17 protein-coding genes are annotated in these 20,042 nt (G+C 49.9%); 10 read left to right on the forward strand and 7 right to left on the reverse strand.

What is annotated here, in order from left to right; all coding sequences use genetic code 11:
• Window position 1 precedes the first annotated feature (1 nt).
• From BBP27_RS07000 to BBP27_RS07015, 4 genes are all read right to left on the reverse strand, one after another.
• Window positions 2–661, reverse strand: coding sequence for a MotA/TolQ/ExbB proton channel family protein (locus tag BBP27_RS07000; RefSeq protein WP_036492013.1), 660 nt, complete (start codon window positions 659–661; stop codon window positions 2–4).
• A gap of 102 nt (window positions 662–763) precedes the next feature.
• Entirely contained in the window at window positions 764–1,687 is a 924-nt protein-coding gene (locus tag BBP27_RS07005) for an energy transducer TonB (protein WP_188212032.1), read from the reverse strand.
• Between the two features lie 349 nt (window positions 1,688–2,036).
• Window positions 2,037–2,933: a tyrosine recombinase XerC gene (locus BBP27_RS07010; protein ID WP_188212033.1), complete on the reverse strand. Its 897-nt coding sequence runs from the start codon at window positions 2,931–2,933 to the stop codon at window positions 2,037–2,039.
• A gap of 1 nt (window position 2,934) precedes the next feature.
• Entirely contained in the window at window positions 2,935–3,363 is a 429-nt protein-coding gene (locus BBP27_RS07015; RefSeq protein WP_188212034.1) for an acyl-CoA thioesterase, read from the reverse strand.
• Window positions 3,364–3,513: 150 nt separating this feature from the next.
• Here BBP27_RS07015 and fba point away from each other — a divergent pair, with 150 nt between their 5' ends.
• Both fba and BBP27_RS07025 read left to right on the forward strand, forming a co-directional pair.
• Entirely contained in the window at window positions 3,514–4,578 is a 1,065-nt protein-coding gene (gene fba / locus BBP27_RS07020; protein ID WP_107768747.1) for a class II fructose-bisphosphate aldolase, read from the forward strand.
• 128 nt (window positions 4,579–4,706) lie between these two features.
• On the forward strand, window positions 4,707–5,636 hold the full coding sequence (locus BBP27_RS07025) for a glycosyltransferase family 2 protein (RefSeq protein ID WP_188212035.1): 930 nt from the start codon (window positions 4,707–4,709) through the stop codon (window positions 5,634–5,636).
• A gap of 65 nt (window positions 5,637–5,701) precedes the next feature.
• Here BBP27_RS07025 and BBP27_RS07030 read toward each other — a convergent pair whose 3' ends face one another.
• Window positions 5,702–7,378: a formate--tetrahydrofolate ligase gene (locus tag BBP27_RS07030; protein ID WP_036492026.1), complete on the reverse strand. Its 1,677-nt coding sequence runs from the start codon at window positions 7,376–7,378 to the stop codon at window positions 5,702–5,704.
• 176 nt (window positions 7,379–7,554) lie between these two features.
• Here BBP27_RS07030 and BBP27_RS07035 point away from each other — a divergent pair, with 176 nt between their 5' ends.
• Window positions 7,555–7,986, forward strand: a complete 432-nt coding sequence (locus tag BBP27_RS07035; RefSeq protein ID WP_003680126.1) for an EamA family transporter — start codon at window positions 7,555–7,557, stop codon at window positions 7,984–7,986.
• Between the two features lie 75 nt (window positions 7,987–8,061).
• On the opposite strand, the gene BBP27_RS07040 is transcribed toward BBP27_RS07035, so the two are convergent.
• Complete coding sequence (locus BBP27_RS07040) at window positions 8,062–9,204, reverse strand: extracellular solute-binding protein (RefSeq protein ID WP_036492029.1); 1,143 nt, start codon at window positions 9,202–9,204, stop codon at window positions 8,062–8,064.
• 308 nt (window positions 9,205–9,512) lie between these two features.
• On the opposite strand from BBP27_RS07040, the gene rpsT reads away from it, so the two are divergent.
• From rpsT to lpxH, 6 genes are all read left to right on the forward strand, one after another.
• Entirely contained in the window at window positions 9,513–9,776 is a 264-nt protein-coding gene (gene rpsT / locus BBP27_RS07045; protein WP_002212556.1) for a 30S ribosomal protein S20, read from the forward strand.
• 169 nt (window positions 9,777–9,945) lie between these two features.
• Window positions 9,946–11,085, forward strand: coding sequence for a phospholipase A (locus BBP27_RS07050; RefSeq protein WP_188212036.1), 1,140 nt, complete (start codon window positions 9,946–9,948; stop codon window positions 11,083–11,085).
• A 152-nt stretch (window positions 11,086–11,237) separates the two neighbouring features.
• Window positions 11,238–11,939, forward strand: coding sequence for a DUF502 domain-containing protein (locus BBP27_RS07055; protein ID WP_070625058.1), 702 nt, complete (start codon window positions 11,238–11,240; stop codon window positions 11,937–11,939).
• A 64-nt stretch (window positions 11,940–12,003) separates the two neighbouring features.
• Window positions 12,004–13,812: an aspartate--tRNA ligase gene (aspS, locus tag BBP27_RS07060; RefSeq protein ID WP_188212037.1), complete on the forward strand. Its 1,809-nt coding sequence runs from the start codon at window positions 12,004–12,006 to the stop codon at window positions 13,810–13,812.
• A 239-nt stretch (window positions 13,813–14,051) separates the two neighbouring features.
• On the forward strand, window positions 14,052–15,437 hold the full coding sequence (locus BBP27_RS07065) for a PIG-L deacetylase family protein (RefSeq protein WP_188212038.1): 1,386 nt from the start codon (window positions 14,052–14,054) through the stop codon (window positions 15,435–15,437).
• A gap of 153 nt (window positions 15,438–15,590) precedes the next feature.
• Window positions 15,591–16,301, forward strand: coding sequence for a UDP-2,3-diacylglucosamine diphosphatase (gene lpxH / locus BBP27_RS07070; RefSeq protein ID WP_502887256.1), 711 nt, complete (start codon window positions 15,591–15,593; stop codon window positions 16,299–16,301).
• Between the two features lie 71 nt (window positions 16,302–16,372).
• On the opposite strand, the gene serB is transcribed toward lpxH, so the two are convergent.
• Window positions 16,373–17,203 carry a phosphoserine phosphatase SerB gene (serB, locus tag BBP27_RS07075; protein WP_188212040.1) on the reverse strand — a complete coding sequence of 277 codons (831 nt, stop codon included), beginning with the start codon at window positions 17,201–17,203 and terminating at the stop codon, window positions 16,373–16,375.
• 305 nt (window positions 17,204–17,508) lie between these two features.
• On the opposite strand from serB, the gene BBP27_RS07080 reads away from it, so the two are divergent.
• Window positions 17,509–19,713, forward strand: coding sequence for a TonB-dependent siderophore receptor (locus BBP27_RS07080; RefSeq protein WP_188212041.1), 2,205 nt, complete (start codon window positions 17,509–17,511; stop codon window positions 19,711–19,713).
• Window positions 19,714–20,042 lie beyond the last annotated feature (329 nt).

The following is a 20,042-nucleotide window of genomic DNA, read 5'->3' on the forward strand; positions in this document are numbered from 1 at the left end:
TTTAATCCTTTTGGTTCAGCAGGCGGACATGCAGGTCATGTGCAAATGCGTCCATATCTTGCGCGATAGTTTTTGTACCGCGATTGAGGAAGTTGTACGCCAATACAGCTGGAATCGCTACAAACAGGCCGACAGCAGTCGATACCAAAGCTTCGCCAATCGGACCGGCCACCGCGGCAATGCTCATTTGACCGCTTTCGCTGATGCCGATCAGGGCATGATAAATACCCCAAACAGTACCCAGCAGGCCGATAAACGGAGCGGTTGCGCCGATGGAGGCCAAAGCAGTCATGCCGTAGTCGAACTGACGCATGGTTTGGGACATGCTGTTGCGGATATGAACAACCAAGTATTCGTTCAAAGGCAATTCGTCAATCAGCGATTTGCTCGTTGTTTGACGGTAGTTTTGGTATGCGCGCAGAGATTCATCGGCAACGCGGCTCATCGGTGCTTCTACCGCTTTGGCTTTCTGTACGGCATCGGCCAGCGTAAACGCATTCAACATCAGCTCTTTTACCTGTGCATTGCCTTTTTTCGCTTTGCAGTATTTGATGCAACGGATCACGATAACGCTCCATGTTACCACGCTCATCAACAACATCAGGACAAATACACCAATCAGTACCACATCACCTGATTTGAAAACTAAACTTAAATCCATAATTTTTCCAAGTTAAAAATAAAATTAAAATTTCTATCGGGTCATTTAAAACCATTTCCCAATAGCATATATTTTCTAATCCATCAGCTTATGCCTGGATGCTTATTCGAGCGTGAATTTGACAGGTACTTTAAATTCAGTCCAAACACTTGCATGGCAACTGCCATCCTTAACGGCTTTACGCGCCGCATTATCCAGACGGTTAAAACCACTTGATTTATTGACACTAATTGAATCCACTTTACCACCCGGACCAACCAAGACTTTCAGCACGACCAAGCCTTCTTCGCCATTTTCAGTTGACATTGTCGGATATGGGGGTCTTGGAATATGGCAGGTTCCTTTTGCAGGATTGCCTTTACTGCTGCCGGCACCTGTACCGCTGCCACCTCCGCTACCGCCGGTGCCGGAGCCATGTTCGCCTTTTGCACCGCCGCTGCCGGAGTCGCTGCCTTCGCCGCGTCCGCTGCCAGTACCTTTCGTACCGCCGCCGTTACCTTTACCTTCTCCGTTCAAGGCTTTGCCTTCGCCGCTGCCTTTACCGTTTTCAGCAGTATTCGGCCCGGTTTTGTTGCCTGAGTATTCAGATGCTTTGGGAGACGGTTTAGGCTCTGCCTTCGGCTCTGGTTTCGGTTCAGGTTTTGGCTCGGGCTTCGGCTCAGGTTTGGGTTCCGGCTTAGGCTCGGGCTTAGGTTTCTCGATAGGTTTCGGTTTTTCCTTTTGCTGTACGATATCCGCTTTTTCTTTTTTCGTTACCACAGGTTTGATAACAGGCTTGGGCGGCTCGACAGGCTTAGGTTTGGGTTTAGGTTTCGGCTGTTCGGGGGTAGGCTCCGGTGCAGCAGGCGCGCCTTCGCCCTCAGGGCTGCCATCGCCTCCGCCGAAATCGCCCAAATCGACAAATTCAATATTCGCCATTTCGACAGGAGGCGGTTTGTGCGCGTGCCATAAAAGTGCAACCAAGCCGACGTGGATCAACGCAACGGAAGTCACGACGGCTGGAGTTAAAATTCGTTTTTTATCCATAATTCCGTTATGTTAATAGCAACAATTCCCGTTTGCAAGTCGTTTTACAGTCAAAATAAGCATTAATGCTTATATAAAAAGTTTATAGACCTGCTTTTTAAAGGTCGCATATCATAATATGATATTAGCTCTCATTACTAATATTATCAAACAAAAGGTCGTTTTAAAAGATAAGCGGCAAGGTAAAACAGCCTATTCTTCCGGCGTTTATGCTATCCGCACATTAAGCCAATATCGAAACTTCATCAGACCAATAAAAATTCAAATGGTTTCAAATCATCTGTATTTTTTATTCATAAAACATCTGGCCGTCTGAAAACGCTCTTCAGACGGCCTGATTCAAACAAAATTATTTTTTCCGTTTCGCCCTTGGGTGCGCCTCATCATAAACGCGCGCCAAATGGTCAAAGTCCAGCTTGGTATAAACTTGCGTAGCGGAAAGATTGCTGTGTCCTAACAATTCCTGCACAGCACGGATATCGCCCGATGCCTGCAAAAGATGGGTGGCGTAACTGTGGCGCATCATGTGCGGCGAGATATGGCTGGCACTGCCCACGCGCACCGCCCACGCCTGCAGGCGTTTTTGGATTTGACGCTGCCCCAGCCTGCCGCCGTTTTTATTGGTGAACAAGGCCTGCTCGCCCTCTTTGGCAATACGCACCGCCAAATAATCGCGCAATGCCGCAATGCTTTTGCCCACCAAAGGCACTTGCCGCTGCTTGCCGCCTTTACCATTCACGCTGACCCAACCTTCGTCCAAGACGATACTGTTCAGATTCAACCCTTGTATCTCACTCAGACGCAAACCGCTGCCATACATCAATTCAAACATGGCCTTATCGCGTACATCCAACTCGTCATCAACCGGCGCTTGATCAAGGATATGGTTTAAAGGTTCCTGCGGCAACGCTTTGGGCAGTCGTTCGGGCAGGCGCGGCGCTTTCATATTAAACGTCGGGTCGCTTTCCATGACTTCTATCTGCACCAGCCAACTGCAATACTGCCGCCACGCCGACAATTTCCGCGCCAAGCTGCTTTCGCTTAAACCCTTTTGCGACAGCTTTTTCAATGCCGCCACAAAATCACGGCGCGTCGGCAGGCCGTTTTTCAGATTATCGGGCAACAAGCGCATCAATTCACTCAAATCGCGCCGATAAGCGGAAACAGTATGCTGCGACTTGCCTTGTTGCGACAAGGTTTTCAGATAGCGCTCAAGATGAAGCGCAAAATGATTTGATTCCGCCATTTCAGACGGCCTCCAATGCTGCTTTCAAGGCCGAAGGCAGACGGCAGACGCGTTGTTTGCCATAGTCGAAACACACCATGCCTGTCTGCACTTTCGCCAGCACAAGGCCGTCTGAAATCCTGCGGATACGGTACAGTAAAGAAAAACCCACACCGGCCACGCCGGCCGCACCCATCTCCACCGACAGCTCATCGCCATGATGACCTTGCGCCAAATACTGTACCGCCGCATCCGCCATAATCAGGCCTGCCCCGCCGGCATCCATTTCACTCCAACCCAGCGTCGCCAGCCAACGCATCCGCACTTCATGGCACAAACGCAACACTGCATCGTTCGCCAAATGGCCGCCATAGTTCACATCGCCCACCTGCACCGTCAAGGCCGTCTGAAACAAAGGCTTATCACACTCGGCCACCGAAATCCTATCCATTTTGCACACCCGTTTTCAATACTCTGCCATTATAAACCGAGACCCCGTTCGTTAATATATAAAAACAATGTAGCGGCTTGTAGTTTTTCATGGCAAAAAACATTATAATTTATCGGATAAATTTACCCTTCACTACTTCAGGAGCTTCTCATGGCACTCGTATCCATGCGCCAACTGTTGGACCATGCCGCCGAAAACAGCTACGGTCTGCCCGCATTCAACGTTAACAACCTCGAACAAATGCGCGCCATTATGGAGGCGGCCGACCAAGTCAACGCCCCCGTTATCGTTCAAGCATCCGCAGGCGCACGCAAATACGCAGGTGCCCCATTCCTGCGCCATCTGATTTTGGCCGCAGTCGAAGAATTCCCACACATCCCTGTCGTGATGCACCAAGACCACGGCGCATCGCCCGATGTGTGCCAACGCTCCATCCAACTGGGCTTCTCCTCCGTGATGATGGACGGCTCGCTGCTCGAAGACGGCAAAACTCCGTCCACCTACGAATACAACGTCAACGCCACCCGTACCGTGGTTAACTTCTCCCACGCTTGCGGCGTGTCCGTTGAAGGCGAAATCGGCGTATTGGGCAACCTCGAAACCGGCGAAGCCGGCGAAGAAGACGGCGTAGGCGCAGTGGGCAAACTTTCCCACGACCAAATGCTGACCAGCGTTGAAGATGCCGTACGTTTCGTTAAAGATACCGGCGTGGACGCATTGGCTATTGCCGTCGGCACCAGCCACGGCGCATACAAATTCACCCGTCCGCCCACAGGCGACGTATTGCGTATCGACCGCATCAAAGAAATCCACCAAGCTCTGCCGAACACCCACATCGTGATGCACGGCTCCAGCTCCGTTCCGCAAGAATGGCTGAAAGTCATCAACGAATACGGCGGCAAAATCGGTGAAACCTACGGCGTACCGGTTGAAGAAATCGTCGAAGGCATCAAACACGGTGTCCGCAAAGTCAACATCGATACCGACTTGCGCCTTGCCTCTACCGGCGCCATCCGCCGCTTCATGGCAGAAAACCCGTCCGAATTCGACCCGCGCAAATACTTGAGCAAAACCGTCGAAGCCATGAAACAAATCTGTCTTGACCGCTACCTCGCATTCGGTTGCGAAGGCCAAGCCGACAAAATCAAACCGATTTCTTTGGAAAAAATGGCAACCAAATACGCCAAAGGCGAATTGAACCAAATCGTTAAATAATCCGTAGATCGGATTGATACTAAGGCCGTCTGAAAACTTGGCAATAAGGTTTCAGACGGCCTTGGCTTTTGGAAACTTATAGTAAAATCCCCCCGCCGACTACCCATCAAAACACATCGAAAGCAAACATGAAACTCGCCGTTATTTTGCCGGCCTATTGTGCCGAAGCTTATTTGCCCGAATGCTTGGATTCGGTATTGAATCAAACATTCCGCGACTTTTTCGTCATCGCCGTCAACGATGCCTCAAAAGACAAAACCGGCGAAATCCTCGAGGCTTACGCAGCCAGAGATCCACGTTTGCAGGTTTTCCACCTCCCGGAAAACAGGGGCGAGCCGTTTGTCTGCCAATTTGCCATGGATATGCTCAAAGATGTAGAGGTTGAATACGTGGCGCGGATGGACGCGGACGATATCTGCACCTTGGATCGTTTTGAAAAACAAATTCAGTTTTTAGACAACCATCCCGAAATCGATATTGTCGGCAGCCAAGCCACCATCTTTTTCGACGACCAAACCGGAAGAAAACCCGTTTTAAGCGATCTGCCCCTGCTCGACAAAGACATTAAAGCCTTTTTCTCCAGGGCCGCTCAAAATATGTTCAACCCCACCACCATGTGGCGGCACGACAGCATTAAAAACCTCGGAATAAACTACACCGCAACGGAAACCGCGCCCGATTTCCATATGTGGGTACAATGCGCCCTACATGGCAAAACCTTTGCCAACCTACCCGAACCTTTGTTGTTTTACAGGATACACCAAACTCAAGAAAGCAAAAAAAGAGACAAAATCAACAGATCCGTCCAATACACCATGGAGTTGTGGATCAGTCATCTCTTCCCTGATTTGAACGCGACGGAAGTAACGCTCTTAAGCCGCATCTTGTACGAAAAGCAACTGCGCTTGACCACTGAAGAGCTGAAAACCATTTTTGCCGCCTATGACAGAATCAGCAAAGACCGTAGCATTTCATTGTTTGGCGAAGACCGCAATACCATGTTCGACATGATAGACAAGTTCTTCAATTTCTTAAAAAGTCAGTTAAAATTCACTTAAATCATAAAAGGCCGTCTGAAACCCAAGTTTCAGACGGCCTTTGTCTATTTCAAGATCAATCCAAATCAGAACAAGCCGTGAATCACGCCGTCTGCGTCCACATCGATTTTCTCAGCAGCCGGAACTTTCGGCAGACCCGGCATTTTCATCATATTGCCGCACAACGCAACGATAAAGCCAGCGCCGGCGGAAACAGTAATACCGCGCACAGTGATGCGGAAGCCTTCGGGGCAACCCAACAATTTGGCGTTGTCGCTCAAAGAATATTGGGTTTTCGCCATGCAGATCGGCATTTTGTCCAAGCCCAGTTTTTCCAGTGAAGCGATTTCGGCAGACGCTTCCGCGCTGAAATCAACATCTTCCGCGCCGTACACTTTTTGGGCAATCGCACGGATTTTGTCTTTGATGCTCAATTCGACATCATAGGCGAAGCCGAAGTTATTCGGTTGATTTTCGATGGCGTTGACGACTTTGTGCGCCAAATCCGCGCCGCCCGCGCCGCCTTTACCCCATACTTCGGTCAGGGAAACTTCGACGCCGTGTTCCGCGCAGGCTTTTTCAATCATGGCCAACTCGGCATCGGAGTCGGACACGAAGCGGTTGATGGCAACCACCACAGGCAGGCCGAATACGTTTTTCAGGTTGGAAATGTGTTTCAAGAGATTAGGCAGACCTTTTGCCAAAGCGTCGAGGTTTTCTTCGCCGAGGTTGGCACGTTCTACGCCGCCGTTGTATTTCAACGCGCGAACGGTGGCCACGACAACAGCCGCATCAGGTTTCAAATCCGCCAGACGGCATTTGATGTCGCAGAATTTTTCCGCACCCAAATCCGCGCCGAAGCCTGCTTCGGTTACGGCGTAATCGGCAAGGTGTTTCGCCAGTCGGGTGGCGGTAACGGAGTTGCAGCCGTGGGCGATGTTGGCAAACGGGCCGCCGTGTACAAAGGCCGGCGTACCTTCGATGGTTTGTACCAAGTTAGGCTTAATCGCATCTTTGAGCAATGCCGCCATCGCGCCATTCGCTTTCAAATCTTTGGCGTAAACGGGGCTGCCGTCTTTGGCATAGGCGACAAGGATGTTGCCCAAACGCTCTTTCAAATCGCTGATGTCTTTAGCAAGACAGAATACCGCCATCACTTCGGACGCAACGGTAATGTCGAAACCGTCAGGACGCATCACGCCGTCAACAGGTTTGCCCATGCCGTCGATGATGTTGCGCAACTGACGGTCGTTCATATCGACCACGCGACGCCACAGCACGCGTTTCGGATCGATGTTCAACTCATTGCCTTGATAGATATGGTTGTCGAGCATAGCGGCGAGCAAGTTATTCGCCGCGCCGATGGCGTGAAAGTCGCCGGTAAAGTGCAGGTTGATGTCTTCCATCGGCAAAACTTGGGCATAGCCGCCGCCCGCCGCGCCGCCTTTAACGCCGAACACAGGTCCTAAAGAAGGCTCGCGCAGTGCGATAACAGAATCTTTGCCGATATGACGCAATGCGTCCGCCAAACCGATGGTTACAGTAGTTTTACCCTCACCCGCAGGAGTCGGATTAATGGCGGTAACCAAAATCAGACGGCCTTGTTTTTGCGGCAACTTGAATGCCTCGGCAGGATTGATTTTGGCTTTGTAATGGCCATAGGGCTCGATGTTGTCAACGTTCAAACCCAGCTTGGCGGCAATTTCACCAATCGGGCGCATGGTGGAAGACTGGGCAATTTCAGCATCGGTTTTGAAGCTCATGATTTTCCTTTATTGAGTGAGGGAAGGCCGTCTGAAACAATCTCAAGAGACGGCTGGAAGAAAAAGAATATTCGTTCTATTATAACGTTTTCCAAGAATAAACCGCAGTGAAAATTTCGATATTTCATCAACAAGCGGATTCATATTGTCAACAATTCAAAACAAAAGGAAAAAACATGAGCAGCAACGCATGGCTGTTTTGGGCATTGGCATCGGCAGGCTTCGCCTCATTGACCGCCATCTTCGCCAAAATGGGTTTACAAGGGATAGATTCCGATTTTGCCACCTTTATCCGCACCTTGGTCATCCTCGCCGCTTTGGTATTGTTTTTAACCTACACCGGCAAATGGCAGGGCGTAAACGGCTTTACTGGCCGCAACTGGACATTCCTCATCCTATCCGGCCTCGCTACCGGCGCATCCTGGCTCGCCTACTTCAAAGCCCTGCAATTGGGCAACGCCTCACAAGTCGCGCCCGTCGATAAATTCAGCCTGGTCTTGGTTGCCCTGATGGCCGTCGTTTTCTTAGACGAACGCCCAAGCACTCAGGAGTGGATAGGCTTAGGCTTGGTAACCGCAGGCGTATTGACTTTGGCTTTGAAACGATAAAGATTGGGACATCAAAAAAGGCCGTCTGAAAAATTTCAGACGGCCTTTGCTTTGCTTCAAATAATCAGCTCACAATTAATTTGAACCGACTTTGATTTTTTGCCACAAATTGACAGACAATTTTTTTGCATCCGCGCTCATTTGAGGCATGACGAAACCGTCTTTCATGTCTTGTTCGTTCGGGAAAATAGAACGTGTATTCACCAGCTCGGCAGGCATTTTTTCGCGTGCAGGTTTGCTGGCCGGTGCGAAGGTTACGGCGATACCGTTTTTTGCAGCCACTTCGGGATCAAGCGTGTAGTTGATGTATTTGTGGGCATTGGCGATATTTTTCGCATCGGCCGGAATCAGCCAAGATTCAATCCAGAAGCCCATGCCTTTCGGCGTCAACACTTCGATGCCGACATTGTTTTTCACTTCTTCGGAACGCGCTTTGGCCAAGTTCAAGTCGCCGCCGTTACCTGCCGCCAAGCAGATATCGCCGCGCGCCAGTTCGTCAATGATGGAAGGGCTGAAACGTTTTACATCAGGACGGATAGACTTCAACACTTCCGCCGCCGCTTTCAAATCTTCAGGATTCGAGCCTTTAGGATCTTTACCCAAGTAGTTCAACAAGATTGGGAACATTTCACTCGGGGTATCCCACAAAGCAATGCCGCAAGATTTCAGCTTGTTGGTGTATTCAGGTTTGAACAGCAAATCCCAGCCGTTTTCAGGCAATTTTCCGCCCAAAAGCTCCTTGCCCTTCGCCGTAATCGCAATCGTATTCACACCTGAGAAGTATGGGACGGCGTATTGATTGCCCGGGTCGGCGGTTTCCAACATCTTCAGCAATTCAGGATCGATGTTTTTGTAGTTCGGAATCAAATCCTTATTGATTTTTTGGTATGCACCTGCCTCAATTTGGCGCGGCAGGAAGGCAATACCGGGCACAACCAAGTCATAGCCGGATTTACCGGTCAGCATTTTAGCTTCCAGCGTTTCGTTGTTTTCATACAAATCGTAAGTCAGCTTCAAATTGTTGGCTTTTTTGAAGTCTTCGACTGTACTTTCGTCAACGTAGTTTGACCAGTTGTAGATATTCAAAGTATCGGTGGCGGCTGCTTCGGCATTGGCAGCAGGCGCGCTGCCTGCTTGAGGTTGCTCGGCTTTTTTCTCGCCACCGCCGCACGCGGCCAAAGACAATGCGGCCAATACGGCTAATACAGATTTTTTCATACGGGCAGATTCCTGATGAAAGAGTGGTTAATGTCAATAAATAAGAAACCCTGCACCCCATAAACACCCCGGCGCAGAGTTAGGCTATTGTAATGGAAACGTAAGCAAACGCAAAGCAATATCCATCTGATTTTTATTGAAATAAGGCACCGCAACACCATCTTTTTACCAAAAGCGTTGCACCGGCTGTCGTTTTTGGGCAAAATACGGCTGATTTGCGCGCGTTTATAGAGAAAAAGCTTGCATACAAGGAAATCTGTCTTTAAAATTGCGCGTTTACAGAATTTATTTTTCAGGAGATATTCAATATGGCAAACAGCGCACAAGCCCGCAAACGTGCCCGCCAGTCGGTTAAACAACGCGCCCACAACGCCAGCCTGCGTACTGCATTCCGTACCGCTGTGAAAAAAGTGTTGAAAGCAGTTGAAGCCGGCGACAAAGCTGCTGCTCAAGCAGTTTACCAAGAATCCGTTAAAGTCATCGACCGTATCGCTGACAAAGGCGTATTCCACAAAAACAAAGCAGCCCGTCACAAAAGCCGTCTGTCTGCAAAAGTAAAAGCTTTGGCTTAATACTGACGCAGATGCCGGAAATCCTGACAATCAAAACAGGATGAATCGAGCTGATACGATGCCCCTGAGGTCCTGCCTTTCAGGGGCATTGCCGTATTCACAACCCAAACCGACTAAATAAACCTATTTACCCCCTCATCAGGCCGTCTGAAAAACAACGGAAACTCTCATGAACAAGATGTTGAAACATTCCCTAAGTATCGGATTCATTGCCGCCGCCCCGCTGGCCGCCGCCAATACCGCCCTACACTGCACCACCATTCAAGACAACGCCACCCGTTTGGCGTGTTACGACAACATCTACTCGGCGCAACTCCCCCCTCAATCCCCACTGCCGCAAGCGCAAACTGAAACCGCCAAAACACCGGTCGACCTCGAAAAAAGCGTGCGCAAGAGCATTGAGAAAAAAGAAGCGGCCATTGTATTCGACAATCCTACCCACCCGAATATTTCAGACGACGTATTAAGCGAAACTGCCGACAGCTACACGCCTCTAAGCCTGATGTACGATTTGGATAAAAACGACACGCGCGGCCTATTGAGCGTACGCGAGCACAACCCTATGTACCTCATGCCCGTTTGGTACAACAGCAGCCCCAACTACTACCCAGAATCCCCCAGCCGCGGCGTAACCACGCAGGAAAAATTCAGCGAGCAAAAACGCCTCGAAACCAAAATGCAGGTTTCCTTCAAAAGCAAGATTGCCGAAGATTTATTCAAAACCCGTGCCGACGTATGGTTTGGCTACACCCAAAAATCCGACTGGCAAATCTTCAACCAAGGCCGCAAATCCGCTCCGTTCCGCAATACCGACTACGAGCCTGAAATTTTCATTACGCAACCCGTTAAAGCAGACCTGCCTTTCGGCGGCAAACTGCGCATGGTCGGCGCAGGTTTTGTTCACCAGTCCAACGGTCAAAGCCGCCCCGAATCACGCTCATGGAACCGGGTTTACGCCATGGCCGGCATGGAATGGGGCAAGCTGACCGTCATCCCTAGAGTTTGGATGCGCGCCTTCGACCAAAAAGGAGAGGACGATGACAATCCGGACATCAACAAATACATGGGTTACGGCGACTTGAAAGTCCAATACCGCCTCAATGACAAACAAAATGTTTATTCCGTCCTGCGTTACAATCCAAAAAGCGGACGCGGCGCCGTTGAAGCGGCCTATACTTTCCCCATCAAAGGCAAACTCAAAGGCGTTGTCCGAGGCTTCCATGGCTACGGCGAAAGCCTGATTGACTACAACCACAAACAAAACGGCATCGGCTTCGGCCTGATGTTCAACGACTGGGACGGCATCTAAATGACCCCATATTGTTTCAGACGGCCTTTGCAACCAAGGCGGCCGTCTGAAACAATAAGACAAAACAAGCCATTCGTTTAAAATACTCGTTTCCTAGCGTCCAAACGCGTATAATGCAAAGTTTGGGCAAAACTTGCCGGAATGAAACAAAGATGACAGAAGCCGCAGCCGAAAGCGGAAAAATCGCCAAGGCTTTAAAGAAATACCTGATTACAGGCGTGCTGGTTTGGTTGCCGATTGCCGTAACCATCTGGGCGATGAGCTACATCATCTCCGCCGCCGACAGACTGATCAACCTATTACCGGAAAGCTGGCAGCCCCAGCATTTCTGGGGGTTCAACATTCCCGGTTTGGGCATCGTCGCCGCCACCGTCGTCTTGTTCGTTACCGGCGTATTTGCCGCCAACGTATTGGGCAGACGGATTCTCGGCGCATGGGACAGCCTTTTAGGACGCATTCCCGTCGTCAAATCCATCTACTCCAGCGTTAAAAAAGTTTCCGAATCCCTGCTCTCCGACAGCAGCCGCTCGTTCAAAACCCCCGTACTGGTTCCCTTTCCGCAACCGGGCATTTGGACGATAGCCTTTGTTTCCGGCCATATCCCCGCCAAACTCAAAGGCAGCCTGCCGCAAGATGACGACTATATTTCCGTTTACGTCCCAACCACGCCCAACCCGACCGGCGGCTATTACATCATGGTGAAAAAAAGCGACGTGCGCGAGCTGGACATGAGCGTGGATCAGGCATTGAAATATGTGATTTCACTGGGCATGGTCATGCCGGACGACTTGCCGGTTAAAGCCCTACCTGCCCAAAAACCGTCTAAAGACGGTGATACCGAACACAACAATTAAGGTCTTCTTTTTTTCAGACGGCCTTTCCTTCTTTTCAAATTGAACAATATAAAAAGGTGATTTTATGCGTACCAACTATTGCGGCCTTATCAGCGAGCAATACTTAGACCAAACCGTTACCGTCAAAGGCTGGGTACACCGCCGACGCGACCACGGCGGTGTGATTTTTATCGACCTGCGCGACCGCGAAGGCATCGTTCAAGTCGTGATTGACCCTGACACTCCGGAAGCATTTGCCGCTGCCGACTCTTCCCGCAACGAATACGTTTTGAGCATTACCGGCCGCGTACGCAACCGTCCAGAAGGTACGACCAACGACAAAATGATTTCCGGCAAAATCGAAATCCTTGCCAAAGAAATCGAAGTCTTGAACGCCGCCGCTACGCCTCCGTTCCAAATCGACGACGAAAACATCAGCGAAAACGTGCGTCTGACCAACCGCGTTATCGACTTACGCCGTCCTACCATGCAACGCAACCTGCGCCTGCGTTACCAAGTCGCTATGGGCGTTCGCCGCTACTTGGACGCACAAGGCTTCATCGACATTGAAACACCGATGCTGACCCGCTCCACTCCGGAAGGCGCGCGCGACTACCTCGTACCAAGCCGCGTTCATCCGGGAGAATTCTTCGCTCTGCCGCAATCTCCACAATTGTTCAAACAATTGCTGATGGTTGCCGGTTTCGACCGTTACTATCAAATTACCAAATGTTTCCGTGACGAAGACTTGCGTGCCGACCGTCAACCTGAATTCACTCAAATCGACTTGGAAACCTCGTTCCTGAACGAGGATGAAATCATGGACATCACTGAAGGCATGGCCAAACAAGTCTTCAAAGATGCTTTAAACGTAGATTTGGGCGACTTCCCACGCATGCCTTACTCTGAAGCCATGTTCTACTACGGCTCTGACAAACCGGATATGCGCATCAACTTGAAATTTACCGAATTGACCGACCTGATGAAAACGGAGGAATTCAAAGTCTTCCGTGGCGCAGCCGACATGAAAGGCGGTCGCGTGGTTGCACTGCGCGTGCCGAACGGTGCGAAATTCAGCCGCAAAGAAATCGACGAATACACCAAATTTGTCGGCATCTACGGCGCGAAAGGTCTGGCATACATCAAAGTAAACGATGTGAGCAACCTCTCCAACGGCGAAGACAGCGGCCTGCAATCTCCAATCGTGAAATTCCTGTCTGAAAACGCCCTGAAAGAAATCATTGCGCGTACCGGCGCGCAAAACGGCGATATTATCTTCTTCGGCGCAGACAAAGCCAAAGTCGTGAACGAAGCCATCGGCGCGCTGCGTATCAAAGTCGGCTTGGAACACGGCAAAGACAACGGCTACTTCGTAGACGAATGGAAACCTTTGTGGGTTGTCGATTTCCCAATGTTCGAATACGACGAAGAAGCCGACCGCTACGTTGCCGTACACCATCCGTTTACCGCGCCTAAAGAAGGTCATGAAGACCTGATGGTTTCCGCCCCGGCAAACTGCCTGGCCCGTGCCTACGACATGGTATTGAACGGCTGGGAAATCGGCGGCGGCTCTATCCGTATCCACCGTGCAGACGTACAAGAGAAAGTGTTTGCCGCGCTGAAAATCAGCCCTGAAGAGCAACAAGAGAAATTCAGCTTCCTCTTGGATAACTTGAAATTCGGTGCGCCTCCTCACGGCGGCCTTGCATTCGGCCTCGATCGTCTGGTTACCCTGATGACCGGTGCCGAGTCCATCCGCGACGTGATTGCCTTCCCGAAAACACAACGCGCCCAATGTCTGCTGACCAATGCACCCAATGTAGTGGACGACAAACAGCTGCGCGAGTTGAGCCTGCGTCTGCGTCAGAAAGCAGTTGAAACAAAAGAAGCATAATTTATCGGCTTAACCTTTAAAATATCAAGGCCGTCTGAAAAATTTGAAATTTCTTTCAAATTTTTCAGACGGCCTTTCTGTATCCTAGTCGTTTATATATAATCAACTTATAAACTGTTTTATTTTAAACGTTCACTTTAATGACGTTAGAGTATAAAAAACAACCGTTTGTAAGAAAAACAAACAAATAAGCTCCACAAGCACTATCATGACTGTTACAACAATAAAGGAACCCAACAATGTTTCTGATACTGATGGGGCTGATACTGACTTTTTTTATTTTGTTGTTTATTATTACTTCAATTATTCATAAAAAACAGTTTGCCTATAATACACACCAAGACTATAACTATCCCTCCCTCCCCTCTACCGCGCATGCAACCCTCAAAGGCGGCAGACTGACCCTGCCCGCCACCGTCAGCGGACGGGATACCGTCATTGCCAAAATCCGTATCAAGTCCAACTGGATGGGACTATTGTTCTTGCCTTTTGTCGAAACCATTTCATCCAAAGGCAAATGGAAGCAATATTTCGAATACGGCGCAAAAGGCGTGCGCTATATCAATCTGAGCGACACCTTCTCCGACAGCGACAAAACCGTCCGTTTGGAAGGTAGATACCTGACTTTGGCCGATCAAGAAATCGAACTTTCCGTTTATCCGCGTGAAAACCTCGACGGCAAAAAAATCCTTGTCCTCGCGCCCCATGCCGACGATGCCGAACTCAGCGCATACAGTTTGTACGAAAAACACGCCGCCAATTCAATGATCTGCACTTTAACCGCCAGCGAAGGCGGCAGTTTCCACTATGGCAACCTTTACGGCCAATGCGACTGCGACACTCAGGCCCAATATCTGCAAAAAGGCCGGATGCGCGTTTGGAACAGCCTGACCGTCCCCCTTTTGGCCGGCGTGCCGTCTGAAAACATCCTGCAACTGGGCTACTTCGACAGCACATTGACCGCCATGCGCCAAAATCCGGAAAAAGAGATTAAATCGACCAAAATCGATACGACCGACGTCGATATTTTCCGCCATGCCAACACCTCCCCATTGGCGCAACAACTCAAACCCGGCTCAACCTGGAACAGCTTGGTGGACAATCTCGGCTATCTGATAGAAACATTCCAGCCGGATATTATCGTGTCGCCTTCCCCCAATATTGACACGCATCCCGACCACCAACACACAACGCTGGCCGCCATCGAAGCCCTGCGCAAAATCGATTACCGCCGCGGCAACCTGTTTTTGCACACCATACATTATCTGAGCGACGACTTCCCTATCGGCAAAGTAGGTTCTTCCCTCAGCCTGCCGCCGCTTGCCGAACAGCCGTTTTACTTCCAAAGCATCTATTCCCATCCTTTGGACAAAGAGGAGCAAAACCGCAAACTCCTCGCCCTTGACGCCATGAACGACATCCGTCCTAATTCAGACGGCTATATGCGTTGGAGCACCATGATATTCAAAGGCTTAAACAAACTGCGGCACCACGTTCTCCATCTCGACAAAGACTTGGTCAACCGCTTTGTCCGCAGCAACGAATTCTTCTATAGCGTCCCCGTTACCGACCTGTACCAAGAAGAGACACTGAAAAAAATCACCTATCAGGGCAAAGCCCAATAAACCATAAAGGCCGTCTGAAAAGATGTTTCAGACGGCCTTTATCACACCAAATCAAAACAACAAAATCACCGCATTACAAACGAAAAACACCAAGCCCAAATCCAAACGCGACAACCCAAGTTATAATAAAACCCTTCCCATACGCCCCACATCATCATGCCGATTTACTTCATCGCCGATTTACACCTGAGCGAATCCCATCCTCAGCTGACCGCACTCTTCCAGAAATTTATCCAAGAAAAAGCCGTTCACGCCCAAGCCGTGTACATCCTCGGCGACCTTTTCGATTTTTGGATCGGCGATGACGAAAACAGCTCTTTGGTTCAAACCATCAAACAAACCATCCGCAGCATGACTGAGCGCGGCATCGCCTGCTATTTTATCCATGGCAACCGCGACTTCCTCATCGGTAAAACCTTCGCCCGCGATACCGGCATAACCTTACTGCCCGAGTACGCCGTGATCGACCTATTCGGCACACCCACCCTACTCTGTCACGGCGACACCCTCTGCACCGACGATCATTCTTATCAAAAATTCCGCCGTACCGTCCATCAAAAATGGCTGCAACGCCTGTTCCTGCTTTTGCCGCTCACACTCCGGCTGAACATTGCCGCCAAAATCCGCAAGCAAAGCAAACAGGACAAACAGTACAAAACCGCCGACATCATGGACGTCAATCCAACCTTTACCCACGAAACCATCCAACGCTTCCACACGCCCCTACTCATTCACGGCCATACCCACCGCGAAAATATCCACCTCAACGCCGATTACACCCGCATCGTACTCGGCGACTGGCGCGACAATTATGCCTCCATTCTCGAAGTCGATGCCGAAGGCTACCGTTTTATCGCCTTATAAAACATCAGGCCGTCTGAAAACCGGTTTCCCGATTATTCAGACGGCCTGACTGACAAACATCCTCAAACCGTTTACACAAACCAACCGCGTATCCGCTCCAAACCACCAAAGCGCACACACGCATCCGCATTCGCTTCAGTTTTCGGTTTCGCCCGATAAGCAATGCCGAATCCCGCCTCCCGTATCATCGGAATATCGTTCGCACCATCGCCCATCGCTACCACCTGCCACGGAGCCAAACCCAGAAGCTCACGGTATTCGCGCAACAAATCCGCCTTAGCCTGCGCATCGATAATCCGCCCTTTCAGACGGCCTGTCAGCTTGCCGTTTTCCACTTCCAACACATTCGCAAAATGGAAATCCAAGCCCAAACGCCGTTGCAGGCGTTCCGTAAAAAACGTAAATCCGCCCGACACCAGCATAAACTTCACATCATTCCGTTTACACGCTTCCAACAAAAATTCCGCGCCCGGCGACAGCTGCAACACATTCTCGTACACCTCTTCCAACACGCACTCGTCCAAACCGGCCAGCAAAGCCACACGCTTACGCAAAGACTGCTCAAAGTCCAACTCGCCGCGCATTGACTGCTCCGTAATCTTGGCCACCTCATCCTTCAGCCCGACACCGGCCGCAATCTCATCCACACACTCAATCGTAATCAGCGTCGAATCCATATCGCTGACAATCAGTCCCAAATCAGCAAAAGCCACATCCGGCAACACCGCGCCATCTATCTGCTGCGCAATCAACGCCGCACGCATCCCGTCCGTCAGTTCAAAATCATCCGAAACCGACACACGCAACACCGACTTCCCTGATGGCGCAGACACCAAACCGCCAAACGCCGACCAGTCGCACGCGCCCAAATCCCCATGTTGCAACACCAAAACTTTCTTCATCTCTTTCTCCTCATACCCCAAAACCTTTGCAAACATATCGGGTACACATTCAGCCTAAAACCCCGAAACCGTATTTTTGCGAAGGCCTTAAAAAACCAAAACAGCATTATAGCCGAACCACCCCGAAAATTTTCAGACGGCCTGTCGCTTGATTCCCTTAGCTAGTTTAATTTCAAAAAAACCTTCAAAAACCATAAAAACAACATAAATTCGCTAAAAACCCTCAAAATATTGTTCTTAAATTACAAAACAACAAAATTATCGTAAAATATAATTATTATTATTTTAATTATAGAAAGACGTTCATGAACGCCCCAACCCTTAAAACATTAGCACTCATTATCGCCACCCTGCCTTATGCAGCCTTAGCAGAAAACACTGCAACACCCAAGCTCGAACAAACTGCCGAGCTGCAAACCGTCAACGTAACCGGCAAAAACCGTTCCACCCGCACCGAAAACCGCGACTCCTACACAACTTCAGCCATGCGCACCACCACCGGCCTTGCCTTGTCTCCGAAAGAAACGCCGCAGTCGGTAAACGTGATTACCAAAACGCAGCTGGATAACCAAGGCATGACCAATATGGAACAAGCCTTAAAAACCACAACCGGCATCAACGTAATTCCCGATTCCGGCCGTTGGCGTTATCAGTCGCGCGGCTTTTACATCGATCAAATTGAAGAAGACGGCTTATCCACTACCGTGGCAGGTTCGTCCGGCAACCCGTACAACGACCCTCAAAGCATGAGCAATCTGGCCATCTACGACCATATCGAAGTTGTCCGCGGACCGACAGGCCTGACCCAATCCAACAGCGAACCCGGCGGCACAATCAATGCCGTACGCAAACGTCCGACCGCCAATACGCAGGCAACCTTAAGTTTTATGGCCGACCGTTTCGGCGCAGCAGGCCTGATCGGCGACGTATCGGGCAGTTTAAACAGCAGTCACAGCGTCCGCGGCCGTTTGGTTTCCAGCCTGACACGCAATAAAACTTTCCAAGACAAAAACCCAACCAAAGGCCAAATGCTGTACGGGATTTTAGAGGCCGATATCGGCGAGGACAGCAAAGCCACACTTGGAGGCCTGTACCAACGCACCGAAGAAACACCCGATTTCTACGGCGTACCGATGGGCAACGGCTTTGACCTTAACCTTCCGAGAGATACCTATCTGGGCGCGGAATGGAATCAAATCCGCTTGTACAAACGCAATGTCTTTGCCGAATTCGACCACCAAATCAACGACAATTGGAAATGGAGCAGCAAGCTCAACTACAACCGTTCTTCATCCGCCCAAAACTTCGCCACCGCAGCCAATACAGGCGGCAGGTTCGCCGGCATCGGACAGAACGGCATCTTTACCGGTGCAACCGACAACATCCAAAAATACGACAACACCGGCAAACAATTTGCCTTCCAAACCGGCGTATCCGGCAAATTCCAAGCCTTAGGCAACGAACAGCAGGCATTTGCCAACTACACTTATTCACGGGAAAACAACAGCTCCTACAATCTATGGAAAGCCCGTACCTCTAACGAATACAATATTTTCGATTACGACTGGAAGAGCGTGGCGCGCACCGATTGGACAAGCGGCAACGCCAACTATACCGATACCGAACGCACCATCACCAACCATGCCGTATCGACAGGCGTTCTCTTTACCCCTTGGCACAAACTCCACATTTTGGGCGCATTGCGTTACACACACTGGGCATACGACTTCGACAACCGCAAAACAGGCAAACTGTCCGAATACCGAAAATCCAGCCTTGTCCCTTACTTGGGCATTACATTCGATGTCGATAAAAACCACAGCATCTATGCCAACTATACCCAAATCAAAAAACCGCAGACCAACCGCGATATGGGCAACAACCTCCTGAACCCGATTACCGGTACCAATACCGAAATCGGCTTCAAATCCGACTGGTTTGGCAACGGCAGACTCAACAGCTCGTTTGCCCTCTACCAAATCATTCAAAAAAACCGTCCGTATGATTTAGATAAACGCAACGCTATAGGCGAATGGGCATATCAGGCCATCGGCAAAGTTCAAAGCCGCGGTTTTGAAGCCGAACTCTCCGGCGAGCTCACCGAAGATTGGAAAATATCGGCAAACTACGCTTTCAATATGAGCAAATATAAAGAAAGCGAAGGGGCGCGTTACCCCATCGGCACAAACTTCAGCAAACATACGCCCAAACATATGTTCCGCCTGTACACCAGCTACCGCCTCCCCTTTGCCGACCGCAAATGGACCATCGGCGGCGGCATGACTGTGCAAAGCAAAACCAACAGTTTGTGGGATGTAGGCCAAGGCGGCTACCTGCTTTGGAATGCCGATGTTCATTACACACCGACCAAAAATCTCAACCTCAGTTTGATCGGCAGCAATTTGGGCAACCACCGCTACTATGAAAACCACCGTATTCGCACAATGGGCATTAACAATATTTACGGCCAACCGCGCAACGTCATGTTCAAAGTCGATTACAAGTTCTAACCCCGCTTGATTAAAAGGCCGTCTGAAACCGATTCTTTCCGTTTTCAGACGGCCTTTTCCAATCAAACCTTTTTTTAAATCTTGATATAAAGCAAACAGTCTAAAAAATTTTCTCAACCGAAAAAAATTCCTGTTGATTTTTTTCACCGTTTCGATATAGTTATTTGTGGCTAGTTTGATACTACCCTTTGTATCTAGCTTTCATTGCATTACCACCTCCATTCGTTGCCAACGGCTCTCTTTCCGGCGGCAACCTTTTTTTGATCCGATGGTTTGGCAATATCGAAATTGAATCAAATAAAATGATTCGGGGACTTATATTTATTTTT

It is taken from the genome of Neisseria sp. RH3002v2g, assembly GCF_014596425.2.
Taxonomy (GTDB): domain Bacteria; phylum Pseudomonadota; class Gammaproteobacteria; order Burkholderiales; family Neisseriaceae; genus Neisseria.